This is a genomic window from Streptomyces brasiliensis, from assembly GCF_014647875.1.
Classification (GTDB): domain Bacteria; phylum Actinomycetota; class Actinomycetes; order Streptomycetales; family Streptomycetaceae; genus Streptomyces; species Streptomyces brasiliensis.
This window is the reverse complement of sequence record NZ_BMQA01000059.1, coordinates 1-21336: the sequence shown is the minus strand read 5'-3', so window position 1 is coordinate 21336 and position 21336 is coordinate 1. Positions and strand designations below refer to the sequence as shown.

Below are 21336 nucleotides of genomic sequence, written 5' to 3'. Positions count from 1 at the left end.
AATCGACTGGGGAACGAAGAGCACAACCGGGTCGGCTGTCTTGTGGTGATCGACGGCTCGGCCGGTTCATGCCTGGAACTCGGTGAGATCGATGGCGTGAACGTGCAGCGGGAAGCCATACAGCGGGTGTGCCGGCTCTCGCTCGGAAACCATGCCGAGCTTGCGGATGACGTTCTCGGAGGCGTTGTCACTCACCCGATTGATGCTGATGACGCGGTCCAGGCCGCGGTCCTGGAGAGCGAACTCCAGCATGGCGTGAGCGGCTTCGGACGCGTATCCCTGGCCCCAGAACTGTGAGCCGATCCGCCAGCCGATCGCCACGGCGGGCATCACCTCCCCAACTCGGCACTTGCTCCGCCGCGAAGGCTCGCTCGCCAGGGGCTTCGCTTCTCTGCCGTTTCAGGCCAGCGGTCAGGTGCAAGGTCAGTGCGGCTTGTGCCCATGAACACCGTGAAGTCTCGCGCCGCTCAGGTCCCGCGCCATCCAGGGTCGCGCCGCTCAGGCCCGCGCCGCTCCTGCGCGCCCTACTCTGATCCCGCTCGGCTGTTCGCCGGCGGAGTGGGAGCGTCGATGGGCTGCGACTCGTTCGCGGGTTGCGCATCGTCGGGAGCAGTAGCGGCGTTCCGGGCCGCTGCCCTGGGTGATGAAGACGTTCTGGCAGCTGGATGATGCGCAGATCCTGCCGGGTGGGCGTTGGCGGTCCCAGACGAGGACGGTCAGGGCCATGCAGGACGAGGCGAGGAGCCATTCGCCCCAGGGCGCGTTGTCGTCGTGGTCGAGGTGGGGATGCCAGGGGGTGCTGCCGCCGTGCGAGGTCAGGCGGAGCGGTCCGGTGTGGTCCTGCAGGAGGTGGTTGAGGGTGGCTGCGGCGCTGTCGGCGTGCTCGGCGGCGAAGACCTGCCGCAGCAGGGTGGCGGCTGTCCGCATCCCGGCGACATCGCGGGGGGTGAGGTCGACGGGGTCGGTCTCGCCGTAGTCGCGGAGCACGTCGGCGACTACGGCCGGGTCGGGGCGGTCGTCAGCGAGGGCGTTGATCAGGGCGGCGGTTCGTCGAGCCGTGGTCAGCACGGAGTGCCGGGTGGACCAGTCGTCGCTGTTGGAGAGCACCTCTGGAATGTAACGCATCTTGCTGAGTTTTGAGTTACCTCCGTAACGTCTTGCTGATGAGAAGGCGTTATTCCCTCCATTTCTATCTCGCCGGAGCAGTGGCAGCTCGTGCCGGAGACGAGATGTCAGGACCGGCGCTGATGCTGGCAGGATTTGCCCTGGCCGGATCGACCGTCGAAGCGTCGTCGCTGCTTGCGGGCATCACGGTCTCTGCCGCGGTAGGTGGGCCGGTGCTCGGGGCGCTCCTCGACAGGGCGGGACAGCCGGGACGCCTGCTGGCAGGGGCCCTCGTCATGTATGCGGCGGGGCTGGGGACGATTCTCGTGGGACTCGGCCGATTGCCGTTCGCTGTCACCATCCTGATTGCTGTGGTGACGGGGCTGCTGGGGCCGGCTCTGTCGGGCGGATGGACGGCCCAACTGCCCCGTGTGGTGCTCGGCGACGACCTGCCACGGGCGAATGCGCTCGATGCCATGACGTTCAGCGTGGCGAGTCTGGCCGGTCCGGCTCTCGCCGGCGGTGTGGCAGAGACCCTGGGAGCCCCGACAGCCGTGTTGGTTTCCGTGGTGCTCATCGTCTTGGCGCTGCCTACCGCGTGGATGCTGCCCGCCCGTGCCGGTAGGGCACGGGACTCTCGGACAACCTCGATGATCAGCGACCTTGCTGCCGGAATGCGGGTCATCGTCGGAAGACCGTCACTGGCCCGAGCGACACTCACCTCCGTCATCTCCTGCGTCGCCCAGGGCATCCTGACGGCGTGCATCCCGCTCCTGGGCGACCGTGTCCTGGGTGGAGCCGGCCGTGGCGCGGTGCTGCTCTCATGCACGGCGCTCTCCGCCCTGGCGGCCAACGCCGTACTCGCCCGGTTTCCGCGTTCAGTCGCCCCCGACACGATCATCTGGGCCAGTGCCCTCGTCCAGGCTGTCGCGCTGGCCTTGGCCACGTGGAGTCAACCCGTCGTGCTCATCGTGGCCGTACTCATAGCGGGGGTCGGTGAAGGACCTCAACTGGCCGCCTTGTTCGCCATCCGTCACCGGGAGGCGCCAGAACACTTGCGCGGCCAGATCTTCACCACCGGCGCCAGCCTGAAAATCACCGGATTCGCCTTGGGGGCAGCGGTTGCCGGACCGGTCGTGATCTGGTCTCTTCCGAGCGCCTTGGCACTCGCAGCGAGTGTGGCGGCCCTCGCGACACTGGCGTTCTTCGCGACCCCGTCGGCTACCACGGCCAGCCCTGAACGATCACTCAACCTCGGATGACAACGCTCATCCTCCGCCGCGACAGATCAGTTCGATGGCCCGGCCGGGGTTCGTGTGCATGTCGCCGAGCCAGTCCAGACCGGGGAGAAGCGGCGGCATGGCCGGCGGCCGGACCCGGTCGAGGGTCTCGCGGCTCACCTGCGGGTCGACCCACAGGTGGCAGGGGATGAGGACGTCCTCGCTGGCCTCGCACCTCGAGACCCGTACGACGCCGAGGTAGACGCTGCCGCCATCGAGACATCGCCCCGATCAGGCGCCGGGGCTGCAGGGCTGACTGAGCTTCCTGCTCTTGCGTCGCAGTGAGTTCGGGTGTCGTCTCCTTCCGGGCTGACCGTCGCGACCACAGTGCTTCCAGTGTCGGTCGGCCGGATGCCGGCCGAGGACCTTCGTGTGCTTCGTGCCGAACATCACCTGCCCTCTGTGGAGTTGACCGGGGGAAGCGTGCCGTCGCCGGGCCACAGGGGGCGTCCGGCTTCCGCCCAGGCCAGTTGCCCGCCGACCTGAACGAGGACCTCGATCCGGTCGGCGGGCCCGTACGCCTTGTGCTTCCCGGTCGACGGGTCGACGGCGCGGACCTCGCTGCGCGGACCCGCGCACACCAGGGCGCGGGCGATGTTCGGCAGGCCCAGGCTGAGGGCGTCGCAGTCGTGGTCGCGGACGATGTGTAGCAGGTCTTCGGTGACCGCCTCCCAGTCGCCGACCTCCGGCCAGCGCGCGCCGCCGTCCAGTTCGTGGGTGAGCGTGGACAGCGGCACGATCTCGCCCGGCCGGCGGCCGCGGACGAATCGGTCGTGGATGCGGGCGCCGTCGGGCTGCTGGAGGGCTACACGATGGGCGGCAACTGCGGACTGTACAAGAAGGGGGGGCGGCTTCATCGCGTACCCGGGTTGGCGGATCGCGGCACACGGCACCCAGTACAACAAGTCCGGCACCACCCTGTGCACAACGTGGGGCGCCTATAGGCGGATCAAGGCGACGGCGATCTACGCCTACTGAGTTTTAAGCTAAACGGCAAACGGCATTCTGATCAGCGGACGAGACGAGGCAAGTCGATGTCGATGCCGAAAGGGACCGCTGTCTTCATGCGCTCGCGGCTAATACCGGTGGCGACGTAGGCGCGCGTGGTGTCGTCCAGCTCGTACGTGTGGATGACGGGGAGGCCGTTTTCCTCCTCGACGCGCCAGTAGTGCGGAAGACCGGCCTGCGCGTACTTGAACGGCTTCAGCGACCGGTCGCGGTCGGCGGACTCGTCTGAGACGACTTCGATGGCGAGGGCGACCTGGTCGGGGAGGTAGTACGTACGGTTCGGGTCGTATGGGACCGTGACAGCAAGGACGTCAGGCTCGGGCCGGTTCTTCTCGTTCAGCTTGACCGTCATTTCCCGGTCGATCTCGAATCCCTCGGGGGCCTGATCGTCCAGTGCGGTCGTAAGCCGGGTGACGACACGGGCGTGCCAGGACCTCTGCGGGGACATCATGAAGATCAGCGCTCCATCGATGAGCTCAGTGTGCCGGGGGAGGTCGGGTGCGTTGTCGAGGTCATCGGCCTCCCACCCGCTCGGCCGGGGTGGGAGCATCCAGGGCGGGAGCGCGTCCCATGCGGTCGTCATCGTGTCCTCCTTGCGGCGCCCGGCCAGCTTAATCCGTCAGCCGCGTAACGGCGGTGCGGGCCGCGACGAGAGCGGCGACGGGGTCGGCTGTGGCGGGGGCGCAGGGCCACCATTCGGGGGCGGTGCCATGGCCTTCGCGGATGTAGGGGTGCCAGCGGTTGTCTGGGCCGAGGCGGATCTGGATGCCTTCGTTGTCGGCCGTGAGGCGATTGCGCCAGGTGCGCAGCCGCACGGCGCGGGCGGTGCTGTCGGCGTTGTCGGGGTTCAAGAGGGCGGTGCGGGCGGCGGCCATCGCGGCGGGGTCGGGGGTGAGAGGTACGCGGGCGACGGCGACGCCGGTGGGTCCGCCGTGGTGCCGGGCGCGGACCAGTCGGGCGAATTCGAGTGCGGGCAGACCGGTGGCACGGACGAGCCGGTGGAACCAACCCTCGGCAATGCCGCTCGCGGCGAGGCGTACGGCGTCCTCGAGGGGGGTTCCGGTGAGCGTGGCGGTGTGCCCGGCGGCGAGACCGCGGGCCCGCTGTGCGGTGTCGCGGGTGAGTGTTTCGAGGTCGTCGAGGGTGAAGGGGGCGCCGGGCGGGGGCGCGGTGGTGAGCGGGGAAGGGGCTGCCTCGGGCTCATCTGACGCGGCCTCGACCGGCTCGGAGGCGGGTGGGCTGAAGACGCCGCTGAAGGAGGCGAACGCGTCGCGGGCGGGTACGCCCTGGCTGCGGGGTGCGTCGTCGGTCTGTGGGGTGGTGCCGGTGAGGGTCTGGCGGCGGGTGCGCAGTGCGGTGAGGACGGCGTCCTTGGTGCGGCCGCGGAGGGTGAAGAGCCAGAACGGGTCGTCGTCGAGGTGGGCGGCGGTGGCGTAGCACAGGGCGGCGGCGTGCTTGCAGGGGTAGCCCCAGTCGGGGCAGGAGCACTCGGGGTCGAGTTCGGCCGGTTCGGGCAGCAGGGGGACGCCGGCGGTGCGGGCGTCGTGGACGAGGTCGGAAGGCATCTCGCCGTCGAGGAGGGCGGCGGTGCGGCCTGCCTGCGCGGCGATGACGTCGAGGAGGGTGTCCCACTGGGCGTCGGTGAGGACGCGCAGGTGCACTGCGGTGTCGTACGGCCAAGGGTTGCTGCCTTCGACCTCGGCGCGCAGCACGCCGGGGGCGGTGGTGATCGGGCCGACCATGCCCTTGCGGGCGTAGGTGCGACCTCGGGAGAGGCGGCCGGCGTCGAGGGTGGAGGCTTCCAGGGCGTCCACCCAGGCCTGGCCCCACCAGGTGGCGGCGAAGGCGCGGGTGCCGGTGCGGGGGGCTTTGCTGGCGGGGGTCATGCCTGGAACTCCTCTGAGAGTGCGACGAGTTCGGCGAGGTCGGCGTTGGAGAGCTCGGTCACGGCTGCCTCGCCGGAGGCGATGACCTGGTCCGCTAGGGCACGCTTGGCGCCGAGCAGGCGGGCGACCTTGTCCTCGACGGTGCCCTGGGTGGTGAGCCGGTGGACCTGGACTGGGCGGTCCTGGCCGATCCGGTACGCGCGATCGGTGGCCTGGTCCTCGACGGCCGGGTTCCACCACCGGTCGTAATGGATGACATGGGTGGCCCGGGTGAGGTTGAGTCCGGTCCCGGCGGCCTTCAAGGAGAGCAGGAATACGGGGAAGTCGCCCTGCTGGAAGGCATTGACCAGGTCCTCGCGATGCGGCACGGAAGTGGCGCCGTGCAGGTAGCCGGCTCGGATGCCGCGGTCAGCGAAGTGCCGCTCAAGGAGCTTGCCCATCTGCGTGTACTGGGTGAAGACCAGGGCGCTCTCGCCTTCGGCGATCACCGTGCCGAGGAGTTCGTCGAGAAGCTCCAGCTTGCCGGAACGGCCGGGCAGCGGGCCGGTCTCGCGCAGGTACTGGGCGGGGTGGTTGCAGATCTGCTTGAGCGCGGTGAGGAGTTTGAGCACCAGCCCGCGGCGGGCGAGGCCGTCCGCCTTCTCGATACGGGCCATGGTCTCGCGGACCTGCGCCTCGTACAGGGCCGCCTGCTCACGGGTGAGTACGACGGGGTGGTCGGTCTCGGTCTTGGCCGGGAGTTCGGGGGCGATGCCGGGGTCCGACTTGCGGCGGCGCAGCAGGAACGGGCGGGTCAGGCGAGTGAGGTGCTCGGCGGCCTGCCGGGCCTGATCGGCGGTCTCCTCGTCGCCGTCCGAGCCGAGCGCGCCTCGCTCGATGGCCTTCGCGAAACGGTCGCGGAAGCCGGACAGCGGACCGAGCAGGCCGGGGGTGGTCCAGTCGAGCAGCGCCCACAACTCGGAGAGGTTGTTCTCGACCGGGGTGCCGGTGAGGGCGACGCGGGCACGGGCGGGCAGCGCGCGCAGCTCACGGGCAGTCGTGGCGTAGGGGTTCTTGATGTGCTGTGCCTCGTCAGCTGCGACGAGCGACCACTTGACGGCGCCGAGGTGGTCCCGGTCGCGGCGCAGCACCCCATAGGTGACCAGGACGAGTTCGTCTCCGGCGAGGTGGTCGAGGGTGCGCTCGCCGCCGTGGTATCGGCGCACCGGCACGGCGGGGGTGAAGCGGGCGGCCTCGCGCTGCCAGTTGCCGAGCAGCGAGGCCGGGCAGACCACGAGGGTGGGGCCCGCGGTGTCGGGTTGTTCCTGGCGGTGCAGGTGGAGGGCGAGCAGGGTGATCGTCTTGCCCAGGCCCATATCGTCAGCGAGGATCCCGCCCAGTGCCAGTCGGGTCATGTCCGCCAGCCAGGACAGGCCGCGCTGCTGGTAGTTGCGCAGGGTGGCGTTCAGGCCTTCCGGCACTCGGACGAGGACGCGGCCCTCGGGGTCGCGCAACCGGGCAACGAGCTCGCCGAAGGCGCCTGCCGCCTCCACCGCGACGCGCTCGCCGTCCCACTCCACCTCACCGGTTAGCGCCGCCTGGAGCGCATCCAGCGGGGCGAGTTCGCGCATGCGCCGCCGCTTGAGGCGGGCCACCAGCTTCGGGTCGGCGACGACCCACTGGTCGCGCAGCTTGACCAGCGGGCGGCGGGCCTCGGCGAGCAGGTCGAGTTCAGCCTCGGTGAGGCTGTCACCGCCGAGTGCGACATGCCAGGAGAAGTCGAGCAGGGCGTCGCGGCCCAGCAGGGTGTCCACGGTCGCGCCGGGCGCGGTGGCCGCCCCGATCTCCGCACGCGCCTGAAGGGCCTTGACCAGTTCGCGCGGCCAGTGCACGCGCACACCCGCCGCGCCCAGCGCGTCGGAGGCGTCCCCCAGCAGCTCCATGGCCTCCTCGTCGTCAAGCCGGAGCGCGCTGGGGGCGGCTTCGGCAAGCAGGCGGGTCAGGGGCTGCCAGGCGCGTGCGGCACGGCGCAGCGCGAGCAGCGCCTCGGCCTCAGCGTGCGGGCCGAGCAGGCGTTGCGCGCGGTGGGGGTCGGCCCACAGCTCGGCTGCGTCCAGGATCAAAGAGGGGTCGGCCGCGGTACGCAGCTGCAGCACGGCCCGGAAAGTGCGTCGCCGCCCGGCCGGAAGCTCCACCCTCAGCTCCACACTCACCTGCGCGGCCCGCTCGGCGGCGGCCTCGGCCGCCCACTCGGCCAGCCGCGGGTGCAGGGCGGTCGCGCGGTCGGCGTACGGGTTACCGGGTACGGCCCAGCGGGCGGCCGGGGTGCGCGGGAGTGTGTCGGCGAGTGCGTCGCAGAACTCCCGCACCAAAGTGGCCGGTTCGCTGATCCGCACAATCCGGTCGTCCGCCGTGGGCGCGGGCAGGTTGTGGGCGTGCGGCGGCAGCGCAGCGGCCAGCGCGTCCAGGTCCCGCTTGTCGTGCGTGCCGAGCGGCCCGAACCGCCAGGTGGTGTACGTGTCGGAGGTCAAAGTGGGGTACAGGCGCCCTTCGCCGAGCAGTTGAAGGGCGCGGTGGGCGACGGCCGCCCACGCGGCGAGCGAGGGGTGGACGCCGGCGGCGGGCAGGTCGAGCAGGAGGGCGAGCGCGCTGCCGGGGTTGAGTGCCCAACCCTCCACCGTGCGGGTCCGCACCCCGCGGCCGTGCGGCAGGACCAGCGCGAGCTGGATCCGTTCCGCCGCCCCCGGTGCGACACCCTGGGCGGGCACGCGGGCGACGGTGGCGGAAGGCCGGTAGAGCACCAGGCGGCCGAACCGGGCCGGCTGTCCCGGCTGGGCCGGGTTGAACACAGCGGCCCAGCCGCCGACGGCGAGCCGCTCACGCGCCCAGGCGACGGCATCAGGGTCCGCGAGCGGCACGGCCTCATCGTCGATCTCGGCTACACGCAGACTCACTTGGCGCTCCCCGCCTTGAACGCGGCCGTCCGCACCGGCTTGGCCAGGGCCTTGTCGACCGGCTTGAGGGCGTCGGCCAGCGCGCCGAGCATCCCGCAGCTGTGCGGGTGGTCAGCCCGCCGCAAGTGGTCGGCCCGCGCCGCCACCTGGTCGGACGGGCACGGCCCATGCGAGGTGTCCGACAACAGCCTGCGGCACAGTATCCGTTCATCGCCGCTCCCCGAAGGCACCCCCAGCCGCCGCCACGCCGGCGGTTCCATCCCCTCGAGCTGGATCTTGAGCAGATGAGAGGAAGGCGTGCGTCGGGTGAAGCTGCGCTGGACGGTCATGAGCTGAGGGCTTCCCACATGTCGGGGGGCGTACGCGTCAAGACGTGCTGAACGCCGTCTCGGTACGCCGATCGGCTGACCCGACCATCCTCGCAGGTGCAAGCTGCTGTTGCGGCCGCCTGAGGGAATCTCACGCAGCCAACGCTTTCGAACTGCGATGTATGCCCCGAACTCCTGAGGCGGATACTCCGCTGACGGGGCGAGCCGATACTTCGCTCACCGCGCGCTGGGAACGGTCCGGGCGCGCGGAGCGGGCCAATGACAGTGTGGACCGTCGGTGCCGGGCTCCGTGCCGCGCGGTTTCGCTGCCCTGCGCCACGACCACATCGGCGCTCGGATTCACCGTCCTGTGGGCGGTTTCTGGCACCAGTAGGGAGGAACGACCGCCGTGGCTCAGTACGGAGCGGCCGACGGTTGACCGAGGGCGGGGCGCTGAGGGCTCCGCCGGTACCGTGTGGCTGTGGATGAGCAGCTGAGTGACGCCGAACTCGATGAGCTGGTCGCGCAGGCCACCGTGGACGCCTACGACGACGAGGAGCAGCTCATGGGGCTCTATACGATGCTCGCGGAGCATCTGGCCGTCCCGTTCAAGACCGTCGTACTCGGGATCGAGGTCACCGTGAAGGAGGTGGACCTGCTGCCCGGCAGCCAGATCGTGGCGGTCTGTACGCGAGGCAGGCACCAACAGTCGATCGGTATTCTCGATCTCCCCATACCGGATCCAGCGCCCCAGGGGGCCGAGTGGATCGAGGCCTACCGGCACTGGGGACCCTGAAAACACCCAGGTCAGTGGCCGCCCTGCAGGGACGGCCGGTAGCCCTGATCGGCGAGCCAGGCCCGGGCGCGGCCGTACTGCCGTTCCGCGGAGAACATCCAGTACCGCTGCAACTGCGTCGGCGAGGTGGCCAGCATGTCCTTGAACCGACGGAACGCTCCTGGGCCCTGGATCGTGATGCCGAGGAACCGAGCGAGGTCCTGGTCATCGAGGGTGGTGATGAAGTCCTCCATGTCGCGGTAGGCGTCCCGCGAGCCCTCGCACGGGACATGGAGCCACCGCTTGGCGTTCTCCGGTTCCTCCTCGTCCCACGACCCCTCGGTATCCGCGAGGGCGGGCCGGCACTCACCGGTGTCCAGGTCGATGCGGCCACCGCCCCAGGCCGGATCGCCTTCGAGCAGACCGGAGAGTTCATCCAGATCGACCGGCACCGGCCGCAGCACGCAGACGGCACCGCGGCCCACCGTGTCGAGCTGTTCGGCAAGGACCGCGTCTCCTCGCCAGCCTCGTTCGTGCAGGGTGGACGTACACGCGAGCGCCGTCTCCCGGGCGCCGGACACACCCAGGACAACGGCTGCGGTGAGCGCGTCTCCGCCCTGCTGCAGCACGTCGGCAGGGTCATGCGTACGCAGCAGGGCGAGCAGCGACGGGGCGTCCGCAGTATGGCAGGCGGCGCGGAACGCCTTCAGCGCGTAGTCGGTCCATGCTTCGGTCATCCCAGCGAGGCTACTCCCCCAAGTCCTTGGCTGCGCTCGAACAGGAGGATCCCCATGACGCGCTGCGGGCGCCATCGTCTCCGGTGCCACAATGCGCTGGTGAGCACGGCAGACAAGTTTCCTGGCAGGCGCAGGCCGCCGACGTGCGGCCCGGAGCCGTGACCTCATCCGGCACCGTCTGGCGAGTGGTCGTACTGGGACGTGTGGTTCGCCGTAGCGTGCGTGGTGGACTGCGGCGGCGACTGGGACGCCGTCGATGCGCGCCTGGCGCGGGAGCGGTCGGGCGGAGTCAACAACGTGGCCCCGCCCGCCGCCCGGCGCCGTCTGCGTGGCGCCCTGACGGACCTGCTGAGAGTAGCGCCCGAGAGGCCCGACGACACGGCTGAACCCGTGCGCGGGCTGCTGGAGTCGGTGGGCAACGGGGTGACGCTGACCCAGGTCGGCTACCTGCCGCGGGCCCTGGTCGTGGAGGCCGCCGAGCGCTACGACTGGTATCTGCCCGGCATGGTGCCGCGCACCGAGTGCGACGTCGCCCGCCTCGTCGAACTGCACGAACTGGCCCGCGCAACGCGGCTGCTCGCCAAGAGGCAGCGCAAGCTCGCCCTGACCGCCCGCGGTCGGCAGCATCTCGCCGACCCGGCCCTGTTGCAGGCCACCGCAGCCCGTGCATGGTTCGGGGGCGGTGTCAGGGCCGAGCTCGCCGAAGCCGCCTCAGCGGCCTTGCTCAACGACGAGCTCACGCTCGACGATCTCACCGGCGCCGTACACGCCCTGGTCGTCGAGGCGTTCACCCTCGCCGACGGCAGCGCCCCTCAGCCCGACGACACCCGCCACTTCCTCTGGCAGTGGCTTCGTCCCGGCGAGGCGCTCGGCTTCCTGGCGTACGGGAGACAGCCCCTAGTAGCCCCCGGAAGGTGTGTGATCCGCCAGGGCGAGGGCGCGTATGAAGCAGTGCAGGCGGAGCAACTGCCGGGCGGCGATGCGAACCGGGGCGGGCCGGTGGGGGGCATAGGCGGCGATCCACAAGGCGGGTACGTGATTCATGCCTGCAGGATCCGATGCACCAGTTCAGTCAGTCCAACAGATCGCTTCTCTAGCTGCCATCGCTAGGGTAGATGGATGGAGATGCGTCAGCTCCGTCACTTCGTGGCGGTCGTCACCGAGGGCACGTTCACGGCCGCCGCCCGGTCGGAACTCATCGTGCAATCAGCGCTCAGCACGTCGATCCGCAACCTGGAGCGCGAGCTGGGGGCCGACCTGTTCGACCGCACGGGCCGCCGCGTGGTGCTCACCGAGGCCGGACGAGCCCTGCTGCCGCAGGCCAGAGCGCTGCTCGCGGGTGCCGACGCGGCGCGTGACGCGGTCGCGGCGGTCGCGGGCCTGACGGCGGGGCGTGTGTCCATCGGAACGATCCAGACCCTCACCTGCGTGGACCTCCCCGGGGAACTGGCGCTGTTCCACCGGCGCTGGCCCGGCATCCAGGTGTCGGTACGCGACGCACCGGTGGATGAACTGTATGCAGGACTGCGCGCTGGCGAGCTGGACCTCGCCTACCTCGCCCCGGACACGGCCGAACTCCCGGAGGGTCTGGTGGAGTTCGCCTCCTGGCGTGAAGAGCTGGTGCTCATCACGGCGCCCGGGCACCGTCTTGCGCGAGCGGGCCGCACGCTGATCCGGGACCTCAAGCAGGAGTCCTTCATCGACTTCCGTGCCGGGACGGGCCTGGAGACCGCGGTGCGCAGGCTCGCCACCCACTGCGGCCTGGAGCGTCGGATCACCTGTGATGTGACCCAGATCGGGATGCTCGTCGCCCTGGTCCGGGCCGGAATCGGGGTGGCGTTCGTGCCCCGGCGCATCGGTGAGGACGCGGGACTGCCATGCGTGCGGATCCGCCAACCGGAACCAGGCCGCGCCGTCGTACTCACAGGACGAGGGCCACGCCTCCGCAACCCGGCGGCCGCAGCCCTCGTCGACCACCTCACCCGTTGTCTGGACGAGAGCTCGCCGGATACATGCCGGCGGACGACGCAGGTTGCAGAACTCCGAACTGTTGCCCCCACCACACCGGCCTTCGAGTCCTGAGGAAGCCGAGAACACGGTGGCCGAGGTCGGCAACCTCAAGGTCACGTGGTCACGTCGGCTTCCGGCCTTGCCCACGTCCCTGACCGTCACCAAGGACAGCTGTGGCCGGTACTTCCTCAGCTTCGTCGTGGACACCGAGCCGGACATCCTGCCCGAGCGGGAGGTCGATGGCGCGAGTCGGGTCAGCCCTGGACAACGCCGCCGCGGAGTCGTTCTACTCGGTCCTCAACGTCGAGTACGTCCACCCGCGCACCTTCGCCACCCGCGCCGAGGCGAGGCTGAAGACCGCCACGTGGATCGCGGACTTCTACAACACGAAGCGGCGTCACAGCGCGGCCGGCGGGAAACCGCCCGTCGAGTTCGAACGGATCATCCAAGAAGCGCGAGCCCGGACCGATCGGGAAGGCTGGGCCCATAACCAACGTCTCTACGCAACCAGGGGATTGACACGCCCGACGGAGTCGAGTTGCGTGACGAGACGGCTGACCCACGTCGTGCGTCAGTTGCTCGCCCGGGTGCGGTCCAAGCCCTTCGGGCCGTTCCGGTCCAGCGCGCCCATCAGCAGGCGCGCGGCGCTTCGCGCCTGCCACGCCGGTTCGGGTGCACCGGAGATCGCAGCCGTTACGATCGCCCCTTCGGCGAGTAGAGCGAGCTGGTCCGCCAGCTCGGCGGGCCGTCCCGACGCCGTCACCAGGGCGGTGAGGTAGCCGTGGAAGGCCTCCTTGTGGTGCCGGGCCTGTTCGGCGACTTCGGCTGAGATTCCGCCCATCTCGCCGAAGGAGTTGATGAAAGCGCACCCGCGGTAGTCCGGCTCGGAGAACCACTGGTGCAGCCAGTCGAACACCGCGATGACTCGTTCGTCGGGCGTGGTGTGCCCCCCGACGTAGTCGGCGAGGGCCTGCCGCCACTGTGCGTCGCGCCTGTGCAGGAACTCCAGCACGAGGGCCTCTTTGGAGGGGAACAGCTGGTAGAGGCGCTTGAACGGGAGCCCCGAGGCGGTGCGGACCGCGTCCATGCCCACGGCCTGGATGCCCCGGGCGTAGAAGAGCCCCTCGGTTGCCCTGAGTGCCTGTTCCTGAGCTTCTTCGTGACCCAGCATTTCTGCCCCCTTGCATTGAGAACGGTCGTTCTCTAGTCTACAAGCATGGTGAGAACGAGCGTTCTCAGCCATTTGTGGGGTCCGCTGAACTCGCGGCAGATCCCAGAAGCAAGGAGCTGACATGACTGACACGACCCGCCCGCCGGTGCCGCCTTTCACCCGGGAGAGCGCCATCGAGAAGGTCCGCCTGGCCGAGGACGCGTGGAACACCCGCGACCCGCACAAGGTGTCGCTGGGCTACACCGTGGACTCGCGCTGGCGCAACCGGTCGGAGTTCGCCACCGGCCGGGACACGATCGTCGCGCTGCTGACCCGCAAGTGGAACACCGAGCTCGACTACCGGCTGATCAAGGAGCTGTGGGCGTACGACGGCAACCGCATCGCCGTGCGGTTCGCCTACGAGCACCGAGACGACTCCGGCACCTGGTACCGCTCATACGGCAACGAGAACTGGGAGTACGACGAGCACGGCCTGATGTACGCGCGGCACGCCTCGATCAACACGCTCCCGATCGCCGAGTCCGAGCGCAAGTTCTTCTGGCCGCTGGGCCGCCGCCCCGACGACCACCCCAGCCTCAGCGACCTCGGCCTCTGACCGCCCCGCCGCGCGGCTCCCTCCGGCCGCCGGCCGCACCCCCTCTCCGCTTTCCTCCCCCGCGCGGAGGGGGGCACGGCCGGTCCTGGGTGTGCCGCCGCACTGGTACGCCGTCACCGTCCTGGGACTTGCGGACATCGTGGTGTGCGGGCACTCCGGCTGCGGCGCAACAGCCCTGGCCGATGGCCACGACCTGACCGCGCTGCCGGCGGTCGCCGACTGGCTGCGCCACGCGGACGCCTCCCGTGCCCGCGGCGCCGCGCCCCCGAAGGCTGGCGGCGAGCCGGTGGCCGCCCTCGCACGGGACAACGTCGCCGGCAGCTCGCCCGCCTTGCCACTCACCCCTCGGTGACCCGCGCGCCGGCACACAGCACGGTCGCCCTGCACGGCTGGGTCCATGACGTCCCTACCGGCACCGTCGACGCAGTCGGCCCCTTCCCCGCCCCCGCGGCCAGACCACAGCCACTCGGCTCGGGCGTGGCACAGGTCGCTTACGCTGCCGCTCGCCGCAGCGCGCAGGAGTTCTTCGGCACGGGCGACTACGAATCCCTCGCCGAAGGCATGGCCTTCCCGGAACTCAACGCGTTGTTCTCCGAGCCCCACTGACTTTGGTCGAGTCGGGAAGCGCTGCCATGGTGGCTATCCTGCCCGAGCCGCGTGGCAGGGCGTGTCGTGTGCCGGCGCGCGGGTGCAGCAGGCCGCCACCGACCCTGATCCTTTTCTCCCGATTGGTCTGCCTGTCGTGCCTGTTGCCGTCGCCTGTGCGATATTTCTGACCGCCACCGATCGCAAGCGGTTGAAGAAGATGGCCTGGGGCCACAAGAGCGAGTATCGACAGCGGGTGCGGGCGCAGATCGTGCTGCACGCCGCACCCGGCCATTCCAATGCCCGCAACGCGCGTGAGACGGGTCTGCACCTCGATACGGTGCGCCGATGGCGGCGCCGCTTCGTCGAGCAGGGACTTGCCGGGCTCCAGGACCGTCGGCGATCCGGCCGCCCGTCTTCGTTCACGCCCTTGCAGGTGGTCGAGGTGAAGGCGCTGGCCTGTCGGCTGCCTGCCGAGAGCGGAGTGCCGCTTTCGCGCTGGTCGTGTCCGGAGCCGGCCCGCGAGGCCGTCACACGAGGCATCGTCACCTTCCTGTCGGCCTCCACCGTGCGCCGCTGGCTCAAGACCGACGCGCTCAAGCCGTGGCAGCACCACTCCTGGGTCTTCATCGCCGCCCCGGACTTCCGCCCCAGAGCCCAGCGCGTCCTTGACCCGTATCGAGGGCACCGCGATGGGCGACGACGAGTACGTCATCAGCGCAGACGAGAAGACCTCCGTCCAGGCCCGCTGCCGCTGCCACCCACCCTCGTCCCCGGCCGTGCCAGAGCGATGCGGGTCAACCACACCTACCGGCGCGGCGGAGCCCTTTCCTACCTCGCCGCCTACGACGTCCACCAGGCGAAGCAGGGACAGGACGGCGTCCAGGACATCTGTGGCGGAGCTCCCGTCGAGTCGGATGACACGGGTTCTGGCCGGGTCTCAGGGGAAGTTGGCGTCGACGATGGCGATGTCCTGGCGGTGGCCCATGGACCTCAGAGTGTGCAGGAGGTCGGGGGACAGCAGGGGGGGTGGATTCCGATGAGCATTCATCGCTCCTGAGTGTTCCGGCGGTGTTTGCCCACTTGCTGCGGTGAGCCGGGCAGCGGCCGTAGCAGGGATTCGGCCCGCATGCGCAGGGCTGTGGAAGTCCAGCGGAGCCCGGACAGATCTCGTACCACGGTGGTGGCGGTGGTCTGCAGTGCCGGTCTTCCGATGCCGAGGACGTGTGCGGCGCCGGCGGCCTGGCCTGCGCGGACGCCGGCGGCGCTGTCCTCTGCGATCAGGCAGGCCGCGATGGGAACGCCGAGGCGGCGGGCTGCCTCCAGGTAGCCGTCCGGGGCGGGTTTACCGCTGTCGACGTCGTCGCCCGTGATGAGGACCGGGGGAAGGGGGAGCCCGGCTGCATGCAGCCGGGCGTGTACGAGCTGCGTTGACGCGGAGGTGACGATCGCCCAGGGCATGGGCGGGTCGTTCAGCAGATGGTGTGCGCCTGCCATCGGGGGCGTCTGCCGGGCGCCTTCGATTTCCAGGGCCTCGATCCGGGCCAGGGCATCCGCTCGTCGGGGCGGCGGCAGGAACAGTTCCACGGTCTCGCGTGAGCGGCGGCCGTGGACTCCGTCGAGCACGCGCGCGGGATCCAGGTCGTACCGCTGCGCCCAGCGTGTCCAGGCGCGTTCGCCGTCCCGCGTGGAGTCGACCAGGACGCCGTCGCAGTCGAAGAGAACAGCCTGGCAGGGCAGGGGGAACTCCTGCCCTCCCACCGGTGACTCGGTCTGTGCGCAGTCGTCGTCATGCGCAGGGCGGTGCGCGCGGGAGGTCACGGCTGGATCACGGCCTTGAGGCAGCTACGGTCGTCGCGTACCGCGCGGATGGCCGCGTCGTACTCCGGCAGACCGAAGCGGTGGGTGATGAATCCCTCGGCGCGGACCCGTCCGGTCCGCAGCATGCGTACGGCGCGCGCGAAGCCGTAGGAGCGGGCGAACGATCCCTTGACGGTGAGCTCTCGGCGGAAGACATCGTAAGGGCTGATGGGCAGCTTCGCCTTTTCCGAGGCCATGCCGTAGAGCAGCATGCTTCCGCCGTCACGCAGCAGATCGAGGCCGTGGCCGATGGCGTCGACCGAGCCGGTGGCGTCGATGACCACGTCGAAGCCGTCCGGGGCCAGGGCGTGCAGCTTCGACGCCGATTCGGGGTCGGGGCCGAGGCGTGTCTGGACTGTCTCGTCGGCGCCGTACGAAGCGGCCAGGTCGAGCTTGAACGGTGTCGATGCGGAGACGGTGAGCCGCCCTGCGCCGCCGCTGTGCAGCAGCTGTGTGAGGATCAGGCCGGTGGGGCCGGCCCCCAGCAGGAGTACATCGCTGCCCGGTTGCAGTTCCAGGACGTCGAGGCCGTGGATCGCACACGACAGCGGCTCGGCCAACACCGCTGTGTCGACGCTGAGGTCGTCGACCGGGTGGCAGCGGGACGCCGGAGCCACCATGTATTCGGCGAAGCCCCCGGGAGCGGTGACACCGAAGGCCCGCAGGTGTCGGCAGAAGGCGGGCTGGGCCCGCTGGCAGTTGTCACAGTGTCCGCAGGGCACCATGTTGTCGACGGCGACGAGCTGACCCGAGGTCAGTTCGGTGACGCCGTCGCCGACTTCGACGACCTCGCCGACCACCTCGTGCCCCGGCGTCAGGGGATAGACGGGACCGAACTCTCCCTCGTGCAGGTGTACATCGGTGCCGCAGACCCCCGTCGCGCGGATGGCCAGGAGCACCTCTGAGCAGGGTGGCTCGGGAGTGCTCACATCAGTCAGGTAGTGGTCGAGGGCGTGGTCATAGCGTATGGCTCTCATCGTGGGGCGGCTGCTCCTTGTTCAGGTGCCATCAAGGGCGTATCGGCGGCGGTGCGCCGTCAGCGGGTGGGAAGAGTGCGGGTCCGAGCCGGCGCGTCGACGTCGCGCTCGTGCGGTACGCGGCAACATCCACGCGCGCCCGCGTGGTGGCCCGCAGGGCCGAGCCAGGCACAGCCGCAGGGTGGACCGGCGCAGCAGACCTGGCGCGGGTCGCCGGGACTGACCGAGCAGTCGGCGCGGCCGCACCGCCCTGAGCGACTGTGGCGTCCGCGTCCTGAGGGAGGGCATCGACGTGCCCTCCATTGACGGGGTCGTCTTCGCCGACGCCAGGACGGCGGGGCGCCACGGACACCTGTACACGCTGTGTGAGGAAAGAGGAGACAGGGTCGTCCCGCCGGTCGGTGAAACGCCCCCCCTTGGCTCACACGGTCTCTACCGGGTTGGCTACGGCCTTTGTGTGCACGTGATGGTTCAGGTTCTGGTCCGGGCGACCAGTTGGGCGGCTTGGACCAGACCGGACGCGCCGGCCACACCGCGTGCGAGGACCTCTTCGGGACGTGCGCCGCGCTCGTGTACGGCCTGCGCGAAGTGCTGCATGTCCTTGCGCATCAGCGGGTGGAGGTGTTCGGCGAGGTCGGGGGTGATGTCCGTGCCGAGAGCGTGCAGGGCCGCGCTACCGCCGCTGCTCGCGCCGATGATCTCGATCAGCGCGGGCAGGTCGAGACCGACCTGTTCGGCCAGGGCGAGGACGTCTTCGGCGTTCTTCATGTTGGTGATGGTCAATGCGTTGTTGAACAGCTTGGTGAGCTGTCCGCCTCCGACCGGTCCCATCAGCCGCACGGTGTCGCTGAAGGCTGCGAACACCGGACGTGCTGCTTCGAAGGCGTCGGCGGGCCCGCCGACGAATGTGGTCAAGGTGCGGGCGCGAGCGCCTGGCCCGCCGCCGCTGACCGGCGCGTCAAGATATACCGCGCCCGCTTCGGCGACGTGTGCACCGATCCGCTCAGCCTCGCCGGGGTCGCCTGTGCCGTGGTTGACGATGATCGTGCCCGGCGCGATGTGTGCCAGGAGGTGCTGGTCGTCGAGCAGGTTCCAGATGTCCCCGTCGTCACGCAGGCAGAGCCCGATCAGTTCCGCGGACGCCCCCAGGTCGGCCACAGTGTCGTGTACCACATGTGGCACCGCTGCCACGGCGGACAGCGACGCCGGCCGACGCGCCCATACATGTAGTTCGATTCCTTGTTCACCTATCGCCTCGGCCATGGGCCCGCCCTGGTCACCGAGCCCGATGAAACCGACTCTCCTGATGCTCCTCATATGCCTGTCTCCTTCGTGATCTCCGTCGTGTCTCATGGCCGCGGTCATCGCAGGATGGCGGTACCGAGATCCCACAGGCGCTCGGCGTTCGCGGCATCAAGTGCATAGGCCGCCACCCCGGGCACGCCGAATTCCGTGGGCCTTGAGGTGACCTGCGGTGCTTCGCTGACGTCTTCGAAGTAGCGGCCGCCGATGCCTTCGACCAGGGGGGAAGCGGCGAGGAATACGGAGGTGGCCGCGCCCTGTTCGATGGTCTTGCGGTAGGGCTCGGGGGTCTTCAGCCCCCCGGTGTGCCGCTGGAGGTTGGTGGCGATCGCTCCGGGGTGCAGTGCGTTCGCCCTGATGCCCTCGCCCGACCAGCGGCGGTCCGCCTCGACGGCCAGGAGGACTTCGGCGGTCTTGGACTGGCCGTAGGCGCCCAGCGCGTCGTAGGGGCGGAAGCGGTAGTCGAGGTCATCGAAGACGACCGGTGAGAACAGGTGACCCATGGACGAGACGGTCACCACGCGCGCACCGCCAGCGTCGGCGAGTGCGCTGTGCAGGCCCAAGGCCAGGGCGAAGTGACCCAGGTAGTTGGTGGCGAACTGCTGCTCGTGACCGCGCATGCCGCGCTCCAGTTCGGGGAGCATCATGATCCCGGCATTGTTGACCAGGATGTGCAGGGGGCCGGCCCAGGCAGCGGTGAACGCGTTCACCGAATCCAGGTCCGCCACGTCCACCTGGGCGACGTGGATCGCGTTGTTGCCGGTCTTGGTACGCAGGTCGGCCGCGACCTGCTCTCCGGCGTCGGGACGCCGGACCGCAAGGGTGACGTCGGCACCGGCGGCCGCCAGCGCACGGGCGGTCTCCACTCCGATGCCGGAAGTGGCGCCGGTGATCACGGCACGCTTGCCGGAGAGGTCGACACCGTCGATCACCTCTGAAGCGGTCGAGTGGCGGTCGAAGGGACTACGGAAGAGCTCGGACACGGGCGTTCCTCGGTCGAGATGTAAATGCGGAAGCACGGCTGAACCGGCAGGTGACCAGGTACGGGCGGGCGCGCCAAGACCCCATTTCCGCGGGCCCTGTCGTGTGGCGGGAAGCCGCTCACCACCTGTGTGCCGGTTGCGGCCGTGCTCTGCCACTGTGCGGCACCCGCCGCGGACCGCCCAGGACCGCCTGAGACTGGGACTGGCAGGGCCACCCAGACGGGGCGGCGCGTGCCTACCCTGGAACGTATGACAGCCACCGGAGATCGGGGCCCCCTGGCCAAGTACCTGCGCGCTCGAAGGGAACTTGTCCAGCCCGCCGCCGTGGGCATTCCCGATACCGGCAACCGGCGCGTCCCAGGCCTGCGCCGAGAGGAGGTCGCCTTCCTCGCCGGCGTCAGCTCCGACTACTACGTGCGCCTGGAGCAAGGCCGCGACCGGCACCCGTCCGAACAGGTCCTCGGCAGCATCGCCCAAGCACTACAGCTGGACGAGGAGGCCACCGCCTACCTGCTCCAGCTCGCCACCTCCCACGGCACCCGTCGCCGGCGCCCACGCAGACCCGAGAAGGTCGGCGACGGCATCCGCTCCCTGATCAACACATGGCCGAAGACCCCGGCGTACGTCCACGGCACTTACATGGACGTGCTCGCCGCCAACCGCCTGGCCATCGCGCTTTCACCGTTCAACACACCCGGCCACAACAGCATCCTCGCCGCCTTCCTGGAACCGGAACTGCGCGCGTTGCATGCCGACTGGGAGGAGATGACCGCCCGGGTCGTGCCCTACCTGCGGTCCGTTGCCGGCCCGGACGTCGACGATCCGCGCCTCGTCGAGATCGTGGGCGAGCTCTCCGTACGCAGTGAACGCTTCCGCAAGCTCTGGGCACGTCAGGACGTCAAGCACAAGGCCTCCGGCACCAGCCTGCTGCAACATCCCCAGGTCGGGCCGCTGGAACTGCGCTACGAAAAACTGCTGATCCCCGGCGCCGAGGGACAGACACTCGTCACCTACCACGCCCTCCCCGGCAGCGACTCAGAAGAACGTCTGCGCCTGCTCGCGTCCCTGGACGACACCGTCCACACGCACGCGGAAACCGTGAGCATCGCTGGTACACCCTGATCTCGGCCGGCTTGAGTCTGTAGATCGCTGTTCAGGCTGCCTAGTCAACTACCTGGGAATGAGTTCCCGGGTTTGCTGCTCGGGCCGCCACTGGCTGTGGTGGTTCCGGCTGCGTCCAGCTTTCACGCTCGATGGTGTCGCCGGTCAGGCGATGAGGGTGAGGGCAGGGGCCTGTGACTCGGCCCCGCGGACCCACAGGTACCAGCCGCGATGGCCGATGTTGCGGGACGCGTTGCGGTCGGCGTGCTCAGCGAAGCCGCACGACCGGCAGGCGAAGACGGCCTGGGAAGGCCGGTTGGCTTTCTCGATGTGATGACACGTGGAGCACTCCCGGCTGGTGTACGCCGGATCGACGTGCACCACCGGGATGCCGGCGCGTTTCGCCTTGTAGGCGATGAACTCGCCGAGCTGGTGGAACGACCAGGAGTGCAACGTGGTGCGCTGGGGCTTTTTCAGCCGGGCCCGTTCACGGATGCCGCCCAGGTCTTCCAGGGCGATGCCGTGTGCGGTGCGTTGAGCCTCCGCCACGATGTGCTTACTGATCTTGTGGTTGATGTCGCGGGCTCGCCGGGCCTCCTTGCCCGCGTGCTTCTTCGCCCGTCGCTTGGCAGACGTGGTGGCCTTCGTCTGCAGTTTGGAGCGCAGCTTCCGGTCGGCTGCGCGGCGGCGGTTGAGGTGCCGTCCGCTGTGTCGTTTCCCG

The 21336-nt window shown here is 69.8% G+C and carries 20 protein-coding genes and 4 pseudogenes; 9 read left to right on the top strand and 15 right to left on the bottom strand.

The annotated features are described in order from the left end of the window. Positions 1–66 precede the first annotated feature (66 nt). Together IEZ19_RS40775 and IEZ19_RS40770 are read right to left on the bottom strand one after the other, a co-directional pair. Positions 67–336 (bottom strand): annotated as a pseudogene (locus IEZ19_RS40775) (GNAT family N-acetyltransferase); the annotation flags it as partial. A gap of 162 nt (positions 337–498) precedes the next feature. Further along, positions 499–1125, bottom strand: coding sequence for a CGNR zinc finger domain-containing protein (locus IEZ19_RS40770; protein ID WP_189316443.1), 627 nt, complete (start codon positions 1123–1125; stop codon positions 499–501). Between the two features lie 38 nt (positions 1126–1163). Here IEZ19_RS40770 and IEZ19_RS40765 point away from each other — a divergent pair, with 38 nt between their 5' ends. Continuing rightward, positions 1164–2366: an MFS transporter gene (locus tag IEZ19_RS40765; protein ID WP_189316460.1), complete on the top strand. Its 1203-nt coding sequence runs from the start codon at positions 1164–1166 to the stop codon at positions 2364–2366. Positions 2367–2773: 407 nt separating this feature from the next. Here the strand turns inward: IEZ19_RS40765 and IEZ19_RS40760 are convergent, their stop codons facing one another. From IEZ19_RS40760 to IEZ19_RS40740, 5 genes are all read right to left on the bottom strand, one after another. Further along, on the bottom strand, positions 2774–3241 hold the full coding sequence (locus IEZ19_RS40760) for a hypothetical protein (RefSeq protein ID WP_189316442.1): 468 nt from the start codon (positions 3239–3241) through the stop codon (positions 2774–2776). A gap of 152 nt (positions 3242–3393) precedes the next feature. Continuing rightward, positions 3394–3975: a Uma2 family endonuclease gene (locus IEZ19_RS40755; RefSeq protein WP_189316441.1), complete on the bottom strand. Its 582-nt coding sequence runs from the start codon at positions 3973–3975 to the stop codon at positions 3394–3396. Between the two features lie 28 nt (positions 3976–4003). Next, a complete protein-coding gene (locus tag IEZ19_RS40750) occupies positions 4004–5278 on the bottom strand; it encodes an SWIM zinc finger family protein (protein ID WP_189316440.1) in 1275 nt (424 codons plus the stop codon). Then, positions 5275–8211 (bottom strand): SCO1167/SCO6262 family helicase, encoded by a 2937-nt coding sequence (locus IEZ19_RS40745; RefSeq protein ID WP_189316439.1) that lies wholly within the window; start codon positions 8209–8211, stop codon positions 5275–5277. Before IEZ19_RS40745 ends, IEZ19_RS40750 begins: the two co-directional genes overlap by 4 nt. Continuing rightward, positions 8208–8540 (bottom strand): hypothetical protein, encoded by a 333-nt coding sequence (locus IEZ19_RS40740; RefSeq protein ID WP_189316438.1) that lies wholly within the window; start codon positions 8538–8540, stop codon positions 8208–8210. Before IEZ19_RS40740 ends, IEZ19_RS40745 begins: the two co-directional genes overlap by 4 nt. A 460-nt stretch (positions 8541–9000) precedes the next feature. Here IEZ19_RS40740 and IEZ19_RS40735 point away from each other — a divergent pair, with 460 nt between their 5' ends. Next, entirely contained in the window at positions 9001–9315 is a 315-nt protein-coding gene (locus tag IEZ19_RS40735) for a calcium-binding protein (protein ID WP_229841392.1), read from the top strand. 11 nt (positions 9316–9326) lie between these two features. Here IEZ19_RS40735 and IEZ19_RS40730 read toward each other — a convergent pair whose 3' ends face one another. Then, a complete protein-coding gene (locus IEZ19_RS40730) occupies positions 9327–10031 on the bottom strand; it encodes a UPF0158 family protein (protein ID WP_189316437.1) in 705 nt (234 codons plus the stop codon). Positions 10032–10232: 201 nt separating this feature from the next. Between IEZ19_RS40730 and IEZ19_RS40725 the strand changes: the two genes are divergently transcribed. From IEZ19_RS40725 to IEZ19_RS51645, 3 genes and pseudogenes are all read left to right on the top strand, one after another. Then, on the top strand, positions 10233–11141 hold the full coding sequence (locus IEZ19_RS40725; RefSeq protein WP_189316436.1) for a hypothetical protein: 909 nt from the start codon (positions 10233–10235) through the stop codon (positions 11139–11141). A gap of 9 nt (positions 11142–11150) precedes the next feature. Further along, complete coding sequence (locus IEZ19_RS40720; protein WP_189316435.1) at positions 11151–12113, top strand: LysR family transcriptional regulator; 963 nt, start codon at positions 11151–11153, stop codon at positions 12111–12113. A 167-nt stretch (positions 12114–12280) separates the two neighbouring features. Further along, a pseudogene (locus IEZ19_RS51645) lies at positions 12281–12466 on the top strand (integrase core domain-containing protein); the annotation flags it as partial. A 146-nt stretch (positions 12467–12612) separates the two neighbouring features. On the opposite strand, the gene IEZ19_RS40715 reads toward IEZ19_RS51645, so the two are convergent. Next, complete coding sequence (locus IEZ19_RS40715; RefSeq protein ID WP_189316434.1) at positions 12613–13212, bottom strand: TetR/AcrR family transcriptional regulator; 600 nt, start codon at positions 13210–13212, stop codon at positions 12613–12615. A gap of 121 nt (positions 13213–13333) precedes the next feature. Here IEZ19_RS40715 and IEZ19_RS40710 point away from each other — a divergent pair, with 121 nt between their 5' ends. From IEZ19_RS40710 to IEZ19_RS53860, 3 genes and pseudogenes are all read left to right on the top strand, one after another. Continuing rightward, positions 13334–13807: a nuclear transport factor 2 family protein gene (locus tag IEZ19_RS40710; protein ID WP_189316433.1), complete on the top strand. Its 474-nt coding sequence runs from the start codon at positions 13334–13336 to the stop codon at positions 13805–13807. A 106-nt stretch (positions 13808–13913) separates the two neighbouring features. Then, positions 13914–14260 (top strand): annotated as a pseudogene (locus IEZ19_RS40705) (carbonic anhydrase); the annotation flags it as partial. Further along, positions 14205–14963: pseudogene (locus IEZ19_RS53860) on the top strand (helix-turn-helix domain-containing protein); the annotation flags it as partial. The pseudogenes IEZ19_RS40705 and IEZ19_RS53860, both read left to right, overlap by 56 nt. 369 nt (positions 14964–15332) lie before the next feature. Here IEZ19_RS53860 and IEZ19_RS53855 read toward each other — a convergent pair. The 5 genes from IEZ19_RS53855 to IEZ19_RS40670 all read right to left on the bottom strand — a co-directional run bounded on the left by IEZ19_RS53855 (position 15333) and on the right by IEZ19_RS40670 (position 19514). Next, positions 15333–15443, bottom strand: a complete 111-nt coding sequence (locus IEZ19_RS53855; RefSeq protein WP_373297131.1) for an RbsD/FucU domain-containing protein — start codon at positions 15441–15443, stop codon at positions 15333–15335. Next, positions 15440–16153, bottom strand: coding sequence for an HAD-IA family hydrolase (locus IEZ19_RS40685; protein ID WP_189316432.1), 714 nt, complete (start codon positions 16151–16153; stop codon positions 15440–15442). The genes IEZ19_RS53855 and IEZ19_RS40685 overlap by 4 nt, the downstream gene beginning before the upstream one ends. A gap of 56 nt (positions 16154–16209) precedes the next feature. Continuing rightward, on the bottom strand, positions 16210–17229 hold the full coding sequence (locus IEZ19_RS40680; protein WP_189316431.1) for an alcohol dehydrogenase catalytic domain-containing protein: 1020 nt from the start codon (positions 17227–17229) through the stop codon (positions 16210–16212). A 471-nt stretch (positions 17230–17700) separates the two neighbouring features. Beyond that, positions 17701–18546 (bottom strand): NAD(P)-dependent oxidoreductase, encoded by an 846-nt coding sequence (locus tag IEZ19_RS40675; protein WP_189316430.1) that lies wholly within the window; start codon positions 18544–18546, stop codon positions 17701–17703. 44 nt (positions 18547–18590) lie between these two features. After that, positions 18591–19514, bottom strand: coding sequence for an SDR family NAD(P)-dependent oxidoreductase (locus IEZ19_RS40670; protein WP_189316429.1), 924 nt, complete (start codon positions 19512–19514; stop codon positions 18591–18593). 249 nt (positions 19515–19763) lie between these two features. Between IEZ19_RS40670 and IEZ19_RS40665 the strand changes: the two genes are divergently transcribed. Next, entirely contained in the window at positions 19764–20636 is an 873-nt protein-coding gene (locus tag IEZ19_RS40665; protein WP_189316428.1) for a helix-turn-helix transcriptional regulator, read from the top strand. A 144-nt stretch (positions 20637–20780) separates the two neighbouring features. On the opposite strand, the gene IEZ19_RS40660 is transcribed toward IEZ19_RS40665, so the two are convergent. Then, positions 20781–21336: RNA-guided endonuclease InsQ/TnpB family protein (locus tag IEZ19_RS40660; protein WP_229841388.1), on the bottom strand; the 556-nt coding region annotated here is incomplete at its 5' end.

Bases quoted from the DNA above. Each gene is read 5' to 3' on its own strand.
- IEZ19_RS40750 (WP_189316440.1), bottom strand. From the start codon at position 5,278: ATGACCCCCGCCAGCAAAGCCCCCCGCACCGGCACCCGCGCCTTCGCC.
- IEZ19_RS40760 (WP_189316442.1), bottom strand. From the start codon at position 3,241: ATGAAGCCGCCCCCCCTTCTTGTACAGTCCGCAGTTGCCGCCCATCGT.
- IEZ19_RS40765 (WP_189316460.1), top strand. From the start codon at position 1,164: ATGAGAAGGCGTTATTCCCTCCATTTCTATCTCGCCGGAGCAGTGGCA.
- IEZ19_RS40720 (WP_189316435.1), top strand. From the start codon at position 11,151: ATGGAGATGCGTCAGCTCCGTCACTTCGTGGCGGTCGTCACCGAGGGC.
- IEZ19_RS40740 (WP_189316438.1), bottom strand. From the start codon at position 8,540: ATGACCGTCCAGCGCAGCTTCACCCGACGCACGCCTTCCTCTCATCTG.
- IEZ19_RS53855 (WP_373297131.1), bottom strand. From the start codon at position 15,443: ATGAATGCTCATCGGAATCCACCCCCCCTGCTGTCCCCCGACCTCCTG.
- IEZ19_RS40680 (WP_189316431.1), bottom strand. From the start codon at position 17,229: ATGAGAGCCATACGCTATGACCACGCCCTCGACCACTACCTGACTGAT.
- IEZ19_RS40710 (WP_189316433.1), top strand. From the start codon at position 13,334: ATGACTGACACGACCCGCCCGCCGGTGCCGCCTTTCACCCGGGAGAGC.
- IEZ19_RS40675 (WP_189316430.1), bottom strand. From the start codon at position 18,546: ATGAGGAGCATCAGGAGAGTCGGTTTCATCGGGCTCGGTGACCAGGGC.
- IEZ19_RS40730 (WP_189316437.1), bottom strand. From the start codon at position 10,031: ATGACCGAAGCATGGACCGACTACGCGCTGAAGGCGTTCCGCGCCGCC.
- IEZ19_RS40755 (WP_189316441.1), bottom strand. From the start codon at position 3,975: ATGACGACCGCATGGGACGCGCTCCCGCCCTGGATGCTCCCACCCCGG.
- IEZ19_RS40715 (WP_189316434.1), bottom strand. From the start codon at position 13,212: ATGCTGGGTCACGAAGAAGCTCAGGAACAGGCACTCAGGGCAACCGAG.
- IEZ19_RS40665 (WP_189316428.1), top strand. From the start codon at position 19,764: ATGACAGCCACCGGAGATCGGGGCCCCCTGGCCAAGTACCTGCGCGCT.
- IEZ19_RS40770 (WP_189316443.1), bottom strand. From the start codon at position 1,125: ATGCGTTACATTCCAGAGGTGCTCTCCAACAGCGACGACTGGTCCACC.